This window comes from Nostoc sp. (assembly GCF_036917615.1).
In the GTDB taxonomy this organism is placed as follows: Bacteria; Cyanobacteriota; Cyanobacteriia; order Cyanobacteriales; family Nostocaceae; genus Nostoc.
Genome location: NZ_JBALCZ010000087.1, coordinates 113,391 through 134,161, shown reverse-complemented (window position 1 = coordinate 134,161; position 20,771 = coordinate 113,391). Strand labels below are relative to the sequence as shown.

The 20,771-nt window shown below is 41.0% G+C and carries 8 protein-coding genes; 3 read left to right on the top strand and 5 right to left on the bottom strand.

What is annotated here, in order from left to right; all coding sequences use genetic code 11:
- Positions 1–96: 96 nt before the first annotated feature.
- The 4 genes from V7K85_RS32160 to V7K85_RS32145 all read right to left on the bottom strand — a co-directional run bounded on the left by V7K85_RS32160 (position 97) and on the right by V7K85_RS32145 (position 5,925).
- Positions 97–1,335, bottom strand: a complete 1,239-nt coding sequence (locus V7K85_RS32160; RefSeq protein WP_334820114.1) for an O-antigen ligase family protein — start codon at positions 1,333–1,335, stop codon at positions 97–99.
- A 158-nt stretch (positions 1,336–1,493) separates the two neighbouring features.
- Positions 1,494–2,591, bottom strand: a complete 1,098-nt coding sequence (locus tag V7K85_RS32155; RefSeq protein ID WP_334820112.1) for a glycosyltransferase family 4 protein — start codon at positions 2,589–2,591, stop codon at positions 1,494–1,496.
- Between the two features lie 77 nt (positions 2,592–2,668).
- Entirely contained in the window at positions 2,669–4,102 is a 1,434-nt protein-coding gene (locus V7K85_RS32150; RefSeq protein ID WP_334820111.1) for an oligosaccharide flippase family protein, read from the bottom strand.
- Between the two features lie 380 nt (positions 4,103–4,482).
- Positions 4,483–5,925, bottom strand: a complete 1,443-nt coding sequence (locus tag V7K85_RS32145; protein ID WP_334820109.1) for a sugar transferase — start codon at positions 5,923–5,925, stop codon at positions 4,483–4,485.
- Positions 5,926–7,915: 1,990 nt separating this feature from the next.
- Between V7K85_RS32145 and V7K85_RS32140 the strand changes: the two genes are divergently transcribed.
- The gene (locus tag V7K85_RS32140; RefSeq protein ID WP_334820107.1) at positions 7,916–13,831 is read left to right on the top strand and encodes an amino acid adenylation domain-containing protein; all 5,916 of its coding nucleotides are present in this window, start codon (positions 7,916–7,918) and stop codon (positions 13,829–13,831) included.
- A gap of 384 nt (positions 13,832–14,215) precedes the next feature.
- Positions 14,216–15,397 (top strand): aldo/keto reductase, encoded by a 1,182-nt coding sequence (locus tag V7K85_RS32135; protein ID WP_334820105.1) that lies wholly within the window; start codon positions 14,216–14,218, stop codon positions 15,395–15,397.
- 124 nt (positions 15,398–15,521) lie between these two features.
- Here the strand turns inward: V7K85_RS32135 and V7K85_RS32130 are convergent, their stop codons facing one another.
- Positions 15,522–16,850 (bottom strand): hemolysin family protein, encoded by a 1,329-nt coding sequence (locus V7K85_RS32130; protein WP_334820104.1) that lies wholly within the window; start codon positions 16,848–16,850, stop codon positions 15,522–15,524.
- Between the two features lie 240 nt (positions 16,851–17,090).
- Between V7K85_RS32130 and mfd the strand changes: the two genes are divergently transcribed.
- Positions 17,091–20,654, top strand: coding sequence for a transcription-repair coupling factor (gene mfd / locus V7K85_RS32125; RefSeq protein ID WP_334820103.1), 3,564 nt, complete (start codon positions 17,091–17,093; stop codon positions 20,652–20,654).
- The last annotated feature ends 117 nt before the right edge of the window (positions 20,655–20,771 follow it).

Here is a 20,771-nt window from a genome sequence, read left to right as displayed (position 1 = left end):
ATTAATGTATTAACAAAAAAATCACAAGTTATCGTTTGATTTTCCCATATTCAAAGCCCTGCCCAGCCTTGTCGTGAAACCGAGCAAGTTTATTGATTATATTTTTACATAATTGGCGCGTGTAGAAAGTTGGCTTGTAAATATTGCTGATACATAAAGTATCCATTCCAGACTATTTTGATCTAACAATGAAGTTTCAGTCAGATTTGAAAGAATAATAAAGGTAAAATAAACTAGAAGCCATACATTTTCAGGTGTTTGATTCCACCGGATTAAATATATCGCTCTTAAAAAATTAATACCGAACCCAATTACAAAAACCAAGATTCCTAGTAGACCTAACGCTAGCCAGAGATCCAGAAAACCATTGTGAGAATTAGGAGCATCCCATTGTACCGCTTGTACAACAATAGAAGACTCACTACTTCCCTCTCCCCAGAATGCTCCATAGCCATATCCTAGCCACGGTTTTTTCGCAATCATCTGCAACACAACAGGCCATAATTCTGCCCGTCCAGTGAGTGTTGTGTTCTTACCTACTGTGCCTAAAATTGCATCAGCTTGTAAGATAAACCAAGCATAAAGAGCTATGCCAATGGTTGATAGGAACGTCAAAATAGGTATCATTACTTTATACTTTAAATGTAAAATTCGAGAATATATAAGAAAAGCTCCTGTAATGATTATAAAATTACCTAAAGATGTTGTTGATTTCGAGAAGAATACAAGTACTCCAGAAGTAAAATAGCCAAGCCATGAAAACCACCGATTTTCTTTAGTAGTCATGGCAAGGAATAAAAATATTGCTGCACCAAGTACAAATGTCTTGCCAAGAACATTCTTGGTTGGGTATATTCCTCGCCAACTATTATTTGCATCAATATCGCCTCCAACACCATATTGTGGTAGAAGTATAGCAAAGAAGAAACACATTACTGCTGAGATGCCAAGCATGTATGCAAAGAACTTTAGTTGCTCCTTTAAGGTGTAACGTGAAGCTAAATAAAGTCCAAAGATAGTTGTTCCTAACAGAGCAATAAAGCGACGTATAGTAGTGTCTGGATCTGTAGACCAAAAACTAGAAAGTGCACAAACTCCAATCAATGCCCAAATAAACTTATCTCTGCTAAAAACGTAAGTAACCTTCTTCCAGCGTAGAGTAATCAAGAAAAGAGTGACTATATATGTCAGAGTAAAAAGGAATCGAAATATAGTTCTATCACCCTCTTTTATAGTAAAGCCATCCGTGATAAAGGGATCTAGGGGAGTTCCTGAATAGATCATCAAGCAAGTGACTGTAAGTATTTTTTCGGCAGAAATTAAAAATTTCCTCATTTTTTATGATATGTATCATGTTGTATACATATAGAAAATAGATTAAGCAAGTCAGAGATTCGTAATCGGTAGTCTGAGTTGATTTTGACAAATACTTTGTTTCTTAGATTTGAAATTATTATGTTCGTTAAGTTTCAAAGCAATAAGTACAAGTTGTATTAATGTCTGGCTTTGATGGTTTTTTGATAAACTTCCACAGTTTGAGCAGCAATATTTGACCAATTTAAATCTTGCTGACAGCGAGCTAGTGCGGCAGTTTGCATACGTTGTTGCAAGTCGCGATCGCTTAACAAACAAATAATGGCATCAGCTAGGGCTCGGACATCACCAGGTGGAACTAATAATCCGTCTCTTTTATGCTCAATTATCTCACTCAATCCGCCTACTTCAGAGGCTACAACCAGTGTTCCCATTCCATAAGATAAAGCTGCCACACCACTTTGAGACGCTTCGATGTATGGCAGAACTGTTACTGTGCTGCGTTGAAATAGATTACCTACTTCTTGAAGAGGGATAAAGTCATTGATAATCTCATAGCGTTTCTCATCATAACCATTAGGGAAATACTGCCTTATGTTTTCTCCCTTTCCAGCAATAATCAGCTTGACTTCAGGTATATATTCAGCAATTAAGGGCATAGCCTCAAGCAAGTATTTCAATCCCTTATAGGGTAAGATGCGTCCAAAAAATAGCAAGGTATATGGCTCATGGGCTTGAATATTTTGATTACCTCGACGCTGATACAAACTACCAAGTTCCCCATGAGGTAAAACATTGACTCGCTCTTGAGGTATACGAAATTGTTTAATTAAAATCTTTTTTAGTTGATGAGTATGGACAATCAATTGTTGGGAACGGTAGAAGGCAATACGCCTGGTATAATCGGAACCAAGCACGGCTATTTTATCCCCTGGGTGACGGAATATATCGTGGATAGTTGTCACCAATGGTGGCATCTTGTTGAGTAACAAAGTCCAATCGTACCAAGGATCGTTAGTCTCTTGCACATGTAAAATATCTGGCTGTATATCTTTGATGATATCCATCATCATGCCCATAGACAATAAGTTGCGCGGGTCGCGAATCCGTGGTTTTTTAAAGTTAATGACGCGGATACTAGAATCAAGAGCATCGCTACAGACAGATGAGACTTTTTCCGGATGAATTAGCGTTAAATCAACATATTTAACCAGACTGTTTGCTAATTCGATGGTGTAGTCTTCAAAGCAAAAATGTAAGAGAGCAACTTTAATCATAATTAAAATTATCTTATCACTTAAATTATTTATTCAACTAATTTAAATGCCTTATTCGTAAAATCTTTATTAGTTAACTATTGATTTCTTAAAACTTTTCTCCACAAAAAACGGAAACCGCCAAACGCACGAATACCTAGATAGCTCACAAATAAACCATAGGCACAAGTTGCAATAGTTAGAGTAAATATAAAGTCTAAGCTAATTTTTTGCAATAATATGAATACAGGTAGCATTACAATGGTTATTATTAAGGGTCGGCGCATAATTCGCCATAAATTTAATGAAAATAGGCGAGTATAGGTGAAATAAATATACTGGCTAAAACCAATAATAGTCATTAATAATGTCATTAAAGCGGCACCTAGTAAGTGATATTGCGAAACTAATGCTACACCTCCCAAGCTTCCTAATGTAGTGGTAATAACGACTTCACGCAGGTTAATTATTTCAAAACCATTGGCTACAAGTAGATATGAAAGTGAGCGGATAAAGGGCAAAAAAACCAGTGATGCAGCACTTAAACTAAGGGCTAGATTTGCTTGACCAAAGCTAGAATTATAGAGAAAAATTAGTAAATCTTTGCCAAAAAATAACAGGCCAATAAATAAGGGGAATGCCATTATTAGTAGAATTTCAATTATATTTTCCGTGTTCTGCCTCTGCTTGTCCCGTCCTTGGTCTACTGCCTTTGAAAATTTTGGAAACATTGCTAAAGTAAGACTGTTAGCAATAATTGTAAAAGGTTGTAGCAATTGTGTTATTCCACCAAAGAGACCCACTAACAACTCACTTCCTAACAATGAAAGAATCAAAATTTGAATTCTGCCAGCGACTACAGCTAATGCTTCAATGGCAAAAAACGTACGCGCATTTTTGATTGTATGCCATACAAAATTTCCATCAATCTGCCATTCTATTTTGACTAACTGTGTGATGAAAACCCATTCAATTACTAGAATTAATGTTTCTGAAAAACAGAGGATCGCCCCTAGATATTCAATTCCGTATTTCAGTTGTATCGCCCAAATCATTATTATTAAGCGTAAGATATAAACTGGCACTGTAGCGATTGCAATCAGATGCATCTTTTCTTTAGCTTGAAAAATTGCCTCCGTGATGTTGGAAAGTGCAAAAGGAATGATCGTCAAGCCCATTATGTAGCAAACAGTCGAGGTTTTGGAACTATAGGGAAGTAAAAATACTACAATCACTAATACCCCATAACTTAAGAGACTAAATATTAACTGTAGCCAGGTACCACTAATTAAATAAACTGGTGTTTTTTGTGGATCACGGGATAGTTCTCTGGTAAACAATGTTTTTAGCCCCTGTGAAGCAATACCCACAAAGATAAAGTAGTAGCTATACCCTAATAGATACTGACCTAAAGCCTCAGCTCCTAGACTACGAGCAATAGCAGCAGTTAAGACAAAGGCTGTAATGCTTTGCGCTAACCGATTGACTATCATTGAGAAGGAATTACTTAGGAATTTGTACTTTTCTACCATTCTTAAATTATTAATCAGCTTATTTAGTTAATTTTGAATTATCAATATAAATCTCATAATCTACTTTTTCTGATATACCGTTATAAGTTTTTTTAGTTGTTCTATCCATACCAGTGATCCGAGTCAAGTGCAAAAATGCATTTCCGTTTAGCTTATATAATCGCACGCTTGAGTTTGCCACTCATCCCAAGATTTATTAACAGATCTTTTGGGTTATAAATGCGAAAGCTTTTATTAGCCTTGAACAGATAGTTTTTCACTCAGTAAAGTAGAAAAATCTAAATTTAATGCGTGAAAAATTATACTATCAAGTGCAATCTTTGTATTGATACGTAAACCGTATAATCATTGCTGTCCGCTATGGTTAAGTTTTTAGAACCTTAGTAGGCACCTTCTTTTTTCAAAACTACCATAACTGTTTTGAGGAGAATTTCAAAGTCTAACCCAAGCGACCAATTTTCAATGTAGTTAAGATCAAGATTAATCACTTGTTCAAAATCTAAAATATCCGAGCGACCTGAGACTTGCCAAAGACCTGTAATACCAGGTAAAACTTCATGTCGGATAAAATGATGTTCAGCAAACTTATCAACATCTCTAGTAGGTAAAGGCCGAGGTCCTACTATACTCATTTCTCCAAAGATAACATTAAAAAGTTGAGGTAATTCATCTAAGCTGTAACGACGCAGAAATTTTCCAACACGGGTAACGCGAGGATCATCTTTAATTTTAAAGATAATCCCATCTTTCGTTTCATTTAGTGCTTCTAATTCTTTCTGTAATTTTTCTGCATCAGACCTCATAGTTCGGAACTTCCATACTTTAAACTGTTGCCCATGTAAACCTATACGGGTTTGCCTGTAAAAAACTGTGCCGGGAGAGTCTAGTTTTATAGCTATAGCTATAGCTATATAAATAGGGAATGATAACATTACAAATAAAGTCGCGAAACAAAAATCACAACTACGCTTTATCCAAAAATCTTTACCTGTAATTATTGGACAATCCAAGCTCAGACAAGGCATTCCTCCTATCTTATTAAATTCTACGTTTTTATAAATTGGTTTTAATTCCATCGGGAAAATATGCACTTGAATGCCGGATGCTTGAAATAACCAACATAAAAACATTCTGTTTTTTAGAGCATCCCAAGATATGAAAACTTCTGTTACACCTAATTGATTAAGTTGATTCAATGTTTGCTGACGCTGATATCTGTCTAATGAATTAGCATTCGCAGTTCCAGATACAATATAATGCTTTTCCTTTTTTATAAAGCTAGCAATCTGCTCATGCTCTTGAGGCTCGCAAATAATGAAAACAGAAGAACGAACTATTTTTTTCTGTTTTCGTAGATATTCAAGAGTAAGATTCACAGCATATCTACCAGTACAAATAAATAATATACTTAACAACCAAGATAATAATATTAATCTTGGACGTGTAAGATCAACAACTGGTTTATACAAAAAACAAACTAGGAGTATTAATCCATGAGCAAAAGTTAGCGATTTGATAATATTGAAATAGTCATAGCGTTTTTGACCTTCTCGATAAATACCTTCGACAGCTAGTGATCCTATTTGAATCCCAATAGTTATTAAAATCGGTAAATAATGACTCGGTATATACCAAGTAAAAGACCCATACGAAGATTGATATCCAGCTAAAACCCAAGCTAAGGATAAAAGAGTATAGTCTACTAAAAACAATGTTGTTAATCTCAACCACCACGAACCCTTACGTACCCTGACAAATGCAGATGCACGTAAATCCAAAGGCACTTCACTGAATTTATTTGTTGTAATGCTTTGATTACTCATAGTTAGGAACACTTGGTGTAGTTAAAACCTGACGGAAACTTATATAAGATAAGTGGGGGATCTCACATTTTTATTTCAAATAAATTTATTTCAAAGAAACTTGGTCTTTATAGTTTAGTATTAACCATTTTATTTAGAGTAACTTTAAGTTCTTGAGCAAAAGCATCTTCCAGGGTCGGTTTGAGTAGGGTTACTACCCAGATACTTAGCTTTTGTTGCAGGGTAGAATCCATTTAGCCGGGAAATTTTGAGCTTTGATGCTAAAAAAAAGAATTTCTTAGTGAGTTAACTTTATAGTTGAATAAAATTCCTGACATTAATAATCAAGTAGGTCAGGTAAAAATATTATGATTTTTAAGTTGCGTAACAGTTGAACTGAATTACTACAGTTTGATCGCAGAGTTCCACTTCTATGAAACAGTGATATTCTTTACGAAATTACTGTAGCATGTTTACCTAAACTAATTCAGCTTTGCTTAGAAGTTCTCTGTTTTTTACGCATTATTACTGATTTACAAAACTTACAAACTAAACTTACAGCAAAAAGCAGCAAAAATTTGACTTTTGTTACAAAACTTTACATTTTGAATATTGTGGTTAAACTTGGGTCAGTTTTATAGACATCGCTAGAGAATTGGTCACAGATTAATGAAAAGAAATTCTAATAACTGAAAGTAATGTCAACAATGTACAATCTCTGTAAGTCTTGTCTTATATGCGTTATAGACATTTTTACCTCCTGAGAGAGTCTATTTTTTTGCTCCAATTTTTTACGTCTTACATTTTGGACTATTCTAATCTTGAATTTAGGGCTAAGTAGACGTCACCAGAAATCAGGTAGGGAATTAACTTTTGGAATAAACAGTATATAGTGCGATCGCAATTTTGATTTGCCACCCCTTTTTGCGGTGACATGTATTTAGGCACGGTGCTATCACCATAAAAAAATCAACATTGGATTTGCTGCAAGTCCTTGCTGGTAGCCAAAGAGCTTGAATATCCGTGAGTGATTAGAGTAAAACCTTTTTTGTCAATCAGTCAAAATACTTAAAATGCTCTTATCATCTGTATCTAAGGTTAGATTGACACAGATGCTAAGTCCATATGCAAGGTTTTTACCTTATCTATAGTGAGATCAAACCGACCTGATGAGAGTTTTACTGAGTCAGCGTAACGCTCTGCTAAGAAACCGCATTTGTTTGGAATTGCAGACCTGAATTGAAAGTGCCGAGTCACCGTTGCCCTTGGCGTCTCCCCTTGGGAAAAGTTTACAGCGGCAAAAGCCGCCGCTTTGACTTCTGCCTAAGTAAAAAATACTAGTCCCCAGTCCCCAGTCCCCAGTCCCCGTCCCTCTTTCATCTGTTCTGGTGTATGCGGTTCATGACGGCTACTTAATTATTTAAGCAAATTATAATGACAGCTTTACACTATTTTTACATATGAGGAAACACAATGAAGATTTGGTAATAATTATTTTTTACTTCAGCAAATGTTCATAAAAAACGATAAAGTCTTTTCAGTATTATATTTGAGCTATGTCAGATTTAGATAAAACAAAAAAGCTTTTATTTGTAAACTAAAGGTAAAGCCGCAAATCAGATGTTTGTTCCTGGCTCTATATTACTAATGGAGCATGTAGTTTTTTGATTTTAATTGGATTTTCAAGTTTTAGTTAAAATAAGATTATAAGTAAAAAATTAGTGTTTTTTTTTATGTGAAGTATAACTTGATTAGCTAGAGGTTTAAATATAATTATATTTGAAGATAAATAGAATTGCCCGGGTACTACAAACCATAAGCCGTAACCTTTTGGGAAAATAAGCTCCGCGCAGCGTCCCGTTCTCAAGACTAGCTAGGTTTTGTTTCTGTCGCCCCTGGCTTCTATCCTGAAGGCGTTAATGTGCAGCCTCATATGGAACTTTATATAAAAAAATATCCAATAAATAATAAATTAAAAGAATGGCATTTACTGATGGAGTTGATATATAAAATGCAGATAAATAGCCAGACTTCAGAATATAAGCAAAATATTCCGTTAAATCCCTTAACTCACATCATCGGCGCTCAAGTTCTACAGGAATGGAATGATAGCCAAGCAGTTGCTCATCAGGATCTGTGCATCCATCAAATGTTTGAGATGCAAGTAGAGCGATCGCCCCAAGCCATTGCTGTAGTATGTGAAAATACAGAACTTACTTATCGGCAGTTAAACCAGCGGGCAAATCAGCTAGCGCACCACCTACGTGCTTTAGGCGTTGGACCTGAAGTACTTGTGGGCATTTGCCTAGAGCGCTCCTTGGAGATGATCGTCGGACTGCTGGGAATTCTCAAAGCTGGAGGCGCTTATGTGCCTTTAGACCCGGCATATCCCTCAGAGCGCTTAGGCTTCATCTTGGAAGACACCCAGACACCAATATTGTTAACCCAAGAAAAATTTGTCAAGAATCTACCACCGCATCAAGCACAAGTAATTTGTCTGGACTCAAACTGGCAAGGAAATATCCGAAACACTCAAGAAAATCCTGTAAGTGAGACGACGGCTGATAATCTCATCTACGTAATCTACACATCTGGTTCTACAGGACAGCCCAAGGGTGTGATGATCCCTCACCGTGGGATCTGCAATCAACTTTACTGGAAGCAAACAACCTTTGGATTAACTCAGGCAGACAAAGTTTTACTGACTATTTCTTTTAGCTTCGATCCCTCAGTGTGGCAGATATTCTGGCCATTGTGCTTCGGGGGGCAATTGTTCATGGCTCGCCCTGGTGGACATCAAGATAGTGCCTACCTGGTGAGGGTGATTACTGAGCAGCAAATCACCGTCCTGGCCTTAGTACCTTCCATACTCCGTGTCTTACTGGAAGAGAAGGGAATTGAGAACTGCCGATTCCTCAGGCACATTATCTGCGGTGGTGAAGCTTTACCTAGCGAACTCATAGAACGCTTCTTTGCTCAACTGAATTTGGACAATGTTCTATATAATTGCTATGGTCCGACAGAAGCTTCCATTGATACCACTTTCTGGACTTGCCAGCGCGACACTAATTACGCCATTGCTCCCATTGGTCGCCCGATTACGAATGCAGAGATTCACATCCTTGATGAAAATTTGCAGCCTGTGCCTGTTGGTGAATCAGGTGAACTGCACATTGGCGGTATTGGTTTAGCGCGAGGCTATCTTAACCGTCCAGAATTGACCAGAGATAAGTTCATTTTCGACCCTTTTAGTTCTGAAACAGAGGCGCATCTTTATAAAACTGGGGACTTGGGACGTTACTTGAGCGATGGTAATATCGAGTTCCTTGGTCGCATTGACCACCAAGTAAAGATTCGTGGCTTCCGAATTGAATTGGGAGAAATTGAAGCCATATTAAGTCAACATCCGGCACTGACACAGACTCTAGTCATCGCTAGAGAGGATGTTACAGATGATAAGCAACTCGTGGCATATGTTGTTGCCAGTCCAGAGCAAATTCCTAGCCAGGTTGAATTGCGTCACTTTTTGCAAGGTCAGCTGCCTGAATACATGGTGCCTGGTTTCTTTGTATTTTTGGACACCTTGCCATTAAATGCTAACGGTAAAATAGACCGCCGCGCCTTGCCTGCACCGGATACATTTACTCTTAGGCTGTCAACTAACTTTGTTCCACCTCAGAATTCGACAGAAGAAGTCTTAGCTACCATCTGGGCGAAGGTTTTGCGTTTGAAACAAGTAGGCATCCACGACAATTTTTTTGAATTGGGAGGTCATTCACTGCTGGCCACTCAAGTGATGTCTCGGGTGCGCCAAGCCTTTCGGATCGAAATACCGTTGCAACTCTTATTTGAGAATCCCACGATCGCTACTTTAGCTGAAGCGTTCGCTCAAAACCAGACTCAAGAAAATGCTCCTCAAAATCAGACTATTCCCCAAATAGCCAACCGGGAGTCAGCCCCTTTATCCTTTGCCCAGCAGCGAGTGTGGTTTTTGCAGCAGTTGCAACCCAACAGCCGGGCATATATCCTCTCGAATACACAGCGCTTAACGGGCAAGTTAAATGCGAGTGGATTACAACAGTCACTAGATGCGATCGTCGTCCATCATGAAGCACTGCGAACAAACTTTATTACATCACTTGATGGTAGCCCCATACAAGTAATTGGCACGCCTCGGCCAGTAGAACTCAAAATAATTAAGGTAGCACCGGCGCAAGTAGAATCTCTCCTAAATAAAGAGGCACAACGCCTCTTCAACTTAGAATCTGACTTGATGCTGCGAGCTACTTTGCTCCAGCTAGACGAACAAGAGCATATACTCTTGTTGGTCATGCACCATATCGCCTCAGATGGCTGGTCAATAGGCATACTTTGGCAGCAATTAACAGACCTTTATCAAGCCTTTTTGAGCGGTAAGCCTTCCCCTTTGGCAAAATTGCCCATTCAGTATGCAGATTTTGCTGTGTGGCAACACCAATGGCTATCAAGTGAGGTACTTTCCTGCCAAATTAATTATTGGAAAACCCAGTTAGCAGGTGCTAATACTGTATTAGAATTACCAACCGATCGACCACGGCCACCAGTCCAAACTTACCAGGGAGCAGTGCAATCCCTGCTGCTACCCCAGACCCTGAGTGCATCGCTAAAAGAACTCTCGCATCAGCAGGGTGTCACCCTATTCATGACATTGCTGGCGGCTTTTGGGACAATATTGTACCGCTACACTGGGCAAGAAGACATTCTTATCGGTTCCCCCATTGCTGGTCGCAAGCAAGTTGAAACCGAAGGGTTGATTGGGTTCTTTGTGAATACTCTAGCCATACGTACTAACCTTTCAGGCAACCCAAGTTTCCGGCAGTTACTTAGTCAAGTTCGAGAAGTAACACTAAAAGCTTATGCCCACCAAGACCTGCCCTTTGAAAAGCTAGTAGAAGAACTACAACCAGAACGAGATTTGAGCCACTCACAGCTGTTTCAGGTAATGTTTGCCTTCCACAATACCCCCAGCGAACTCTGGGAACTTCCGGGATTGACGATTACCCCTCTAGAAGTCCATAACGATGCCGCAAAGTTCGAGCTTACCCTCGATTTGAAAGAAACTTCAGAGGGGATCAAAGGTGGAATTGAATACAACACGGACTTATTCGATCCTACAACGATCGCTCGAATGCTAGGGCATTTCCAAACTTTACTTGAAGGGATCGTCGCCAATCCAGAACAGCATATTTCCGATTTACCTCTGTTAACAGCAGCCCAACAGCATCAGCTACTAATAGAGTGGAATAATACCCAAACTGACTACCCCGAAAATACCTGCATCCATCAGTTATTTGAAGCTCAAACCGAAAGAACTCCTAACGCCATTGCCGTAGTCTTTGAGAACCAGCAACTAACTTACCAGCAACTCAATCACCGTGCTAATCAGCTAGCGCATTACCTGAGATCACTGGGTGTGAAACCAGAGGTGCCGGTGGGGATTTGTGTGGAGCGATCGCTAAATTTGATAGTTGGACTTATAGGTATCCTTAAAGCAGGTGCATCCTACGTACCCCTAGACCCAGCCTATCCCCAAGAGCGCTTGGCATTCATGTTGGAAGACTCGCAAATTTCCATTTTATTAACCCAGCAACATTTATTAAAAACTCTTCCATCCCACCAAGCCCAAGTCATCTGTTTAGATAACGACAGTGATTACATCGCCGCACATCAGCAAAATTCCCCACAAAGCTACATTGATCCCGATCATTTAATTTACACAATTTATACTTCTGGCTCCACAGGGAAACCCAAAGGTGTACAAATTACCCATCGCAGTGTCCTGAACTTCCTCACCGGGATGCAACAGCACCTACAATTAACCAATCTTGATAGTCTGTTGTCAGTTACTTCTCTATCTTTTGATATTGCGGTTTTAGAAATTTTTCTTCCCCTAACACTAGGAGCCAAGATAATTTTAGTCAGTCGGGAAGTTACAACCGATGGTTTACAGTTATTGCAACAACTAAATAACTCTGCTGCAACTATTATGCAAGCCACCCCTGTGACATGGCGGATGTTACTAGAAGAAGGATGGGAAGGAAATGCACAACTGAAAATTCTCTGTGGTGGTGAAGCCTTACCTCAAAATTTAGCTAACCACTTACGCCAAAGAGGTGCTGAAGTTTGGAACTTATACGGACCGACAGAAACAACTGTTTGGTCTACAATTCATCGAATTGAGCAGCAAGAAGCTTTAGTGAGTATTGGCCGTCCTATAGCCAACACTCAGATTTACATTTTGGATAAATATTTGCAACCCGTACCTGTGGGTGTTCCAGGACAACTATATATTGGTGGTGCAGGGTTATCACGGGGTTATTTCCATCAGCCTAAATTAACAACAGAAAAATTTATTCATAATCCATTCAGTTGCGACTTAAAAAGCCGCCTTTACACAACAGGTGACTTAGCGCGTTACCTAAGTGATGGTAATATCGAATATCTTGGTCGCCTCGATAATCAAGTAAAAATTCGTGGTTTTCGCATCGAACTTGGAGAAATTGAAGCTTTACTAGCACAGCACCCCACGATACAGCAAACTGTTGTCACAGTTAGAGTTGATAATCCAGAAAACCAGCGACTAGTCGCTTACATCGTTCCTCACCCAGAACACACAACAACCACAGACGAACTACGCCACTTCCTTAAACAGAAACTGCCAGAATATATGGTGCCTAGTGCTTTCGTTTTACTAGACACCCTACCCTTAACCCCCAACGGCAAAATCGACCGCCGCGCTTTAGCAGGACCAGACTCAACAAGGCTTGATTCAGAAAACACTTATGTGGCTCCCCGTGATCAATTAGAATTCCAACTGACCAAAATTTGGGAACAAGTTCTGGGCATTCAGCCTATCGGTGTCAGGGATAACTTCTTTGAGCTAGGAGGACATTCCATATTAGCAGTAAAACTGTTTTGGCAAATTGAAAAGACATTTAGTAAAAATCTGCCTCTTGCCATTCTGTTCCAGTCAGGTACTGTAGAGGCTCTAGCCAAAATAATCTCCCAAGAAGAAAAAGATATAGCAACAAACTTGCCTTTAGTAAATACCTTAGACCAATCAAAATCTAGCTGGTCATCCCTGGTAGAAATTCAACCCAATGGTTCCAAACCACCTTTTTTCTGTATTCACGGACTGGGTGGAGAAGTCTTGGGTTTCCGTGAATTGGCACTGCATCTGGGTTCAGAGCAACCATTTTATGGACTCCAGCCACAAGAGCTAGATGGAAAACAGCTTTTATATACGCGGATTGAAGATATGGCAACTCACTATATTCAAGAAATTCAAACTCTTCAGTCCAATGGTCCTTATTTTTTGGGAGGTTATTCTTTTGGGGGTATAGTTGCTTTCGAGATGGCTCGGCAACTCCAAGAGCAAGGGGAACAAGTTGGTATTCTAGTTATACTTGATAGTTGTCGTCCAGGTTATAGCAGGCGGGCGTCATTTCTCAAGCGAGTTTTTTTACATTTAAATAATATTGTTCAACAAGGACCTACCTACCTTTGGCAAAAGACTGTGAAATGGGGCGATTGGCGTAAGCAGCATCTCCAACATAGATATAAGCGTTACTTGGAAGAGCTACTTGATTTACCTATAACTGACAAGCACTTAAAGATTATAGATGCTAACACTCAAGCCATCAATGAATATATCTTTTCACCTTATCTTGGTCAAGCTATCCTCTTGCGGACAGAGGATCAAAATCGGAGCGAAGCTATAGGCACACAATACGATCCTCAATTCGGCTGGGGCGACGTAGTTGCTGGAGGATTAGATATCCATTACCTTCCCGGATCTCACCATGGTCTACTTAAGGAACCCCACGTCCAGGTGTTAGCTGAAACATTGAGAAATTGCTTAACTCAGGCGCAGTCTCCAAAAAATTAGTCTAAAAACCAATTGGAAGAATATATAGAAAAATGCTTGCTAGTGGGAACTAGGATGAGATAATTACTCTGTGGAACTGGAATACTGGTCACAGTCCAATAATCAAAAGGCCTGACCGATTTAATAATGCGATGAATCTTGCTAGTGTTACAGATTGAACAGAGGTAATTCAATACAGTTCGGTTAAGCTGCACAGTCCCTAAAGATCCCCCATTATCCCCCTTAAAAAGGGGGAATAGAGCCATTTTGAGCAAGCCTTAAAAAGGGGGGTTGGGGGGATCGAGTCTTATCCGAACCGTATTGAGAGGTAATTATTGTGGCACTGAAAGCTTGAATGACTGTAATTTTGAGATTTTAAGTTGATAAGCAATCCACAACCCACTGATGCTATATAGACGATTTGGACGCACAGAATTACAGATGCCAGTGTTTTCCTGCGGTGGCATGAGATATCAGTTCAAATGGGAAGATGTTCCCAATAATGAAATTCCTGCTGATAACCAGGCGAATCTGGAAGCGACTATTAGAAGGGCAGTCGAGGTTGGGATAAATCATATTGAAACTGCCCGTGGTTATGGCACTTCCGAAATGCAATTGGGGAGAATATTGCCCAAGTTTCCCCGCGAAAAGTTGATTGTTCAAACCAAAGTAAACCCAGAGGCAGATGCGAAAGAATTCCGTGAGAAATTTGAACAATCATTGAAAAATCTCCAACTAGATTATGTTGACCTTTTAGGCTTGCACGGGATCAATCATGCTGAGTCATTAGACTACAGCATCCGTCCTGGTGGCTGTTTGGAAGTAGCGCAGCAGTTGCAAGCAGAGGGAAAAGTCAGATTTATTGGCTTTTCCACACATGGCTCAACAGATATAATTGTGCAGACAATTAATACTAACCAATTTGATTATGTGAACCTGCACTGGTACTACATTAATCAATGGAATTGGGCGGCAATTGAAGCAGCTAAACGCCACGATATGGGAGTGTTTATCATTAGCCCATCTGATAAAGGAGGTTTGTTATATAAACCACCGCAAAAGTTAGTAAATCTTTGCGCCCCATTGAGTCCAATGGTGTTTAATGATTTGTTTTGTTTGAGTCATCAAGAGGTACATACCCTGAGCTTGGGAGCAGCAAAACCACAAGATTTTGATGAACACCTGAAGACTTTAGAATTAGTAGATCGGGCATGGTCAATTTTGCCACCAATTTTAGCAAGGTTGGAGTTAGAAGCGATCGCTACTTTGGGAGAAGATTGGGTAAAATCCTGGCAGACCAATCTCCCAACCCTTGAGGAAACCCCTGGTGAGGTAAATATTCGGGTGATTTTGTGGCTGCGGAATCTCGCGATCGCCTACGATTTGCTAGACTACGCTAAAATGCGCTACAACCTGCTTGGCAATGCCAGCCACTGGTTCCCTGGTAACAAAGCTGATCGGCTAGATGAATTAGACTTGCGGCAATGTCTCGCCCGCAATCCCCACGCCGATAAAATCCCCCAAGTTTTGGAACAAGCCCATCAGTTGTTGGCAGGTGAGGCTGTCCAACGTCTATCTAAGACTTGAAAAATTGCATAAATAAAGCATCGGGTCTGGTGCATGGGAAATAGTAAACAATAATTATCAATGCCCAATGCCCAATAAGCTTTTTGACTTTTGACTTTTGACTTTTGACTTCCGCCATGCGGTGCTAATCAGATTTTGTTGTATCCGATGATTTATTTCCTTTTGGTACGACTAGCACCTTATCAACGCGGTTACCATCCATATCCATCACTTCAATTCGCATACTTTGCCATTCAAAATAATCTGCTGCGGCAGGAATACGACCTAAATTGGTAATCACAAAACCGCCTAAAGTTTGATAACTGCCGCGTTCTTCGGGTTCCCACTGTTCCATACCGAAAAGTTCCAAAAACTCCTCTACAGGCAACATCCCATCCAAAAGCCAGGAACCATCTTCGCGTTGCACAGCTTGTGGTTGATCCTGCCCATCTGTTGAAGGAACATCACCCACGATTTCGCTCATGATGTCGTTGAGAGTGACTAATCCTTGAATCACGCCATATTCATCGACTACTAGCGCCATATGAGTGATAGTTTGCTTGAACAATTCCAAAACTTTCAAACCACGGGTGCTTTCTGGCACGAATACTGGCTGTCGCAATCCCACTGTCAAGTCTAGCGGTTCTCCTCGGAAACTCCTGGCTAATAAGTCGGTAACTGGGATAACACCCAGCACATTGTCAAGTCCCCCCTGACAAATTGGATATCGAGAATAGGCACTATCAACCATTTTTTGGCGATTTTCATCGGCAGAGTCCTCTAAGTCCAGCCAGACAATATCTGGACGGGGTGTCATTAAGTAGCTGACAGGGCGATCGCCTAAACGAAAGACTCGCTCCACCATATCCTGTTCGGCTTCCTCAAAGGTTCCCGCCTCGGTGCCTTGTTCAATTAAGATTTTAATTTCTTCTTCAGTGACTTGCGGCTCGGTAGAAGCTGTAATTCCCAACACTCGCAGGATCAAATCTGTAGAAGCACTTAAGAGATAGACTATTGGAGAAGCGATCGCCGCCAAGGCTTGCATCGGAATAGCTACAATCGATGCAATCCTTTCTGGGTTGTTTAATGCCAGACGCTTCGGTACTAATTCGCCAATAATCAGTGAGAAAAAGGTAATGAGCAAAACCACTATTCCGAAGGAGAGCGGGTCACTATAAGGTGCTAATAAGGGGACACGTTTTACATAGATTGTCAACCGACTGGCAATTGTTGCTCCTCCAAAAGCACCAGTCAGGATACCGATCAGGGAAATACCCACTTGAACGGTTGACAGGAAATGATTTGGAGACTCAGCTAATTTTAATGCTACCTTTGCCTTGGCATCTCCTTGATTGGCAAGCTGTTGTAGCCTAACTTTGCGTGCTGAGACAATCGCCATCTCAGACATAGAAAACACGCCGTTGGCAATAATTAGCACCAAAATTATTAAAATTTCAAAAGTCATGGAGGACATGTTTAAAATTGCGGCTTATCAGAGCGAACGTGGCTCAATCCCTAGTATCTAGTATTAAAGATGCTTCAATAAATGCTTTGACTGTACACAAAGTAATACTTATAGTTCTTAAGTTTATTAGTCGCTGTGCATTATTCTTCCATCGGAGGAATAAGAAGGCTGTTAACACTTTTAAAATGGTTGACATAAACTGCCTCAAGATTTTCTCACCCACAAAGACTCCCAACGCTAGTAGTACTTATGTCATTTTCTTCTATTGTGCGTGCCTTAGGCCGATCGCCGCTCACCACTGAATTTATTTCTAAGCTAAACCGACAACAAGAATTGCGGTTAAATGGCATTCCCAGACTGCCCAAGGCTCTAGTGGCTTCGGCATTAGCGCGGGCTATGGGCAAGGATTTGTTTGTAGTTTGCGCCACTCTGGAAGAAGCTGGACGGGTTTATGCACAACTGGAAGCAATGGGATGGCAAACAGTACATTTTTACCCCACCTCCGAGGCTTCTCCCTACGAACCTTTTGACCCGGAAACTGAGATGAGTTGGGGACAAATGCAAGTACTAGCAGATTTGGTAACAGGGGACAGGGGACAGGGGACAAGGGACACAGAACTGAGCAATACTTTTCCCAATACCCAATTACCAATCCCGAATCCCCCAGCGAAGCGATCTTTGGCAATTGTGGCTACTCAAGGGGCGCTGCAACCCCACTTACCACCACCAGAAGCTTTTCAACAATTTTGTCTTACCCTGAAGCGGGGGATGGAATTAGACTTGAATGCCTTCAGTGAGAAAATAACTATTCTGGGGTACGAACGAGTACCTCTAGTGGAAACGGAAGGACAGTGGAGTCGGCGGGGCGATATTGTTGATGTGTTTCCAGTTTCATCTGAGTTTCCAGTCAGGCTGGAATGGTTTGGCGATGAAATCGAGCAAATGCGGGAATTTGACCCAGCAACTCAACGTTCTGCCCTCGACAAAGTTAACCAGTTAATTCTTACCCCCACTAGCTTTTCTCCCGTGGTGATGGCGGCACTTAAGAATAGTTCTGAGTTAGGAGTTAGGAGTTATGAGTTAAATTTTGACTCAGAACTCATAACTGATAACTCATCACTCTTGGAGGGTAGTCGTCGCTTTTTGGGGTTAGCTTTCGAGCAACCAGCTTCCCTGCTAAACTACTTAGCAGAAAACACCCTGATTGCCATTGATGAGCCAGAACAATGTCATGCTCATAGCGATCGCTGGGTGGAAAATGCTGAGGAACAATGGAGAATGGGGTATGGGGAAGAATCTACTGCCCTAACATTACCGAAAATTCATCGGTCTTTTGATCAGTGTCTGGTTGACGTTGCCAAATTTAAAACATTATATTTATCGGAACTGTCAGAGGAAAATAGTGGGATCAATCTTGCCAGCCGATCAGTTCCAGTCACGCCGCACCAGTTTGCTAAACTAGCTGAAACCATCCGCCAAGAACGCGATCGCAATTTCTCTATCTGGCTGCTTTCTGCTCAACCTTCGCGTTCTGTTTCGCTGTTGCAAGAACATGATTGTCCGGCTCAGTTTATCCCGAATCCCCGCGACTACCAAGCGATAGATAAGCTCCAAATCAATCACACTCCCATAGCCCTAAAATATTCTGGTCTTGCGGAACTAGAAGGTTTTATCTTACCTACATACCGATTGGTAATCGTTACAGATCGGGAATTTTTTGGGCAGCATTCTTTGGCTACTCCCGGCTATATCCGCAAGCGCCACAAAGCTACTTCTAAGCAAGTTGATCCCAATAAGCTGCGTCCAGGTGATTATGTAGTTCACAGAAATCATGGTGTTGGCAAATTTGTCAAGCTGGAAAGTTTGACGATTAATAACGAAACCCGTGATTATTTAGTAGTGCAGTATGCTGACGGGTTACTCAGAGTCGCAGCCGATCAAGTAGGAGCTTTATCGCGGTTCCGCGCCGCAGGTGATAAAGCACCAGAACTCAACCGGATGACCGGTAAAGCTTGGGAAAATACGAAGAATAAAGTCCGCAAAGCGATCAAAAAATTGGCGGTGGACTTGTTGAAACTGTATGCAGCGCGATCGCAACAACAAGGTTTTAGCTTTCCAAATGATATGCCTTGGCAGGAGGAATTGGAAGACTCTTTTCCCTACCAAGCCACAACAGATCAGCTCAAAGCTGTACAAGATGTGAAACGAGACATGGAAAGCGATCGCCCAATGGATCGCTTAGTTTGTGGCGATGTCGGTTTCGGAAAAACGGAAGTGGCGATTCGTGCTATTTTCAAAGCAGTCATCGCCGGTAAACAAGTGGCACTCCTTGCGCCAACGACTATTTTAACACAGCAGCATTACCATACACTCAAAGAACGTTTTGCTCCCTACCCGGTAAATGTCGGCTTACTCAACCGCTTTCGGTCTGCTGAAGAACGCCGCGATATTCAAAAACGATTGGCGACGGGTGAATTAGATGTAGTAATTGGTACGCACCAACTTTTAGGTAAAGGCGTGACATTTCGGGATTTAGGACTGTTGGTAGTAGATGAAGAACAGCGGTTTGGGGTGAACCAGAAAGAGAAAATTAAAAGCCTGAAAACTCAGGTGGACGTGCTTACCCTCTCCGCCACTCCCATTCCCCGGACTTTGTATATGTCCTTGTCGGGAATTCGGGAAATGAGTTTGATTACCACGCCACCCCCAACCAGACGCCCGATCAAAACCCATCTTTCACCGATTAATTCCGAAAGTATCCGCACTGCAATTCGTCAAGAATTAGACAGAGGCGGACAGGTATTTTATGTAGTTCCACGAGTGGACGGAATTGAAGAGACAACAGCCAATTTACGAGAAGTGATACCGGGAGCTAGGTTTGCGATCGCTCACGGTCAAATGGATGAAAGCGAGTTAGAATCAACCATGCTCACTTTCAATAATGGTGATGCAGACATCCTCGTTTGTACGACAATTATTGAATCTGGCTTAGATATTCCACGAGTAAATACCATTTTGATTGAAGATGCTCATCGCTTTGGATTGGCACAGCTGTATCAATTACGCGGTCGTGTGGGACGTGCCGGTATCCAAGCTCATGCTTGGTTATTTTATCCGAAGCAGCGGACGTTATCTGATGCGGCCCGGCAAAGATTACGAGCAATTCAGGAATTTACTCAGCTAGGTTCTGGGTATCAACTGGCGATGCGCGATATGGAAATCAGGGGTGTGGGTAACTTGCTAGGTGCAGAACAATCTGGTCAAATGGATGCCATCGGTTTTGATTTATATATGGAAATGCTGGAAGAAGCAATTCGGGAAATCCGAGGCCAAGAAATTCCGAAAGTGGAGGATACCCAGATTGACCTTAACCTCACAGCATTTATCCCAGCTGATTATATTACCGATTTGGATCAAAAGATGAGTGCATACCGGGCGGTGGCTACAGCTAAATCTAAATCAGAATTAAAGCTGATTGCTGCCGAGTGGAGCGATCGCTATGGTAATTTACCAGTGTCGGCGAATCAACTTTTGCGAGTCATGGAACTTAAACAGCTAGCGAAAAAACTTGGATTTAGTCGGATTAAACCAGAAAACAAGCAGCACGTCGTTTTAGAAACGCCGATGGAGGAACCGGCTTGGAATTTGTTGGCGGCGAATTTACCAGAAAATCTCAAGACGCGCTTTGTCTATTCTCCTGGTAAAGTGACGGTGCGCGGGTTAGGAGTTTTTAAGGCAGATCAACAATTACAGAATTTGATTGATGCTTTCGGGAGAATGCAGGGTGCGATTCCAGAGGCGGCTGTTGTTTGATCAGTAGAAAAAGATTAGTCATCAAGTGAAAACCTATGTCAGACGCAGACCTATCACCTCTGATTGCAACTTAAATTACTAGCACTTTTGGGATAACAGCCTTATCTTTAGGCGATG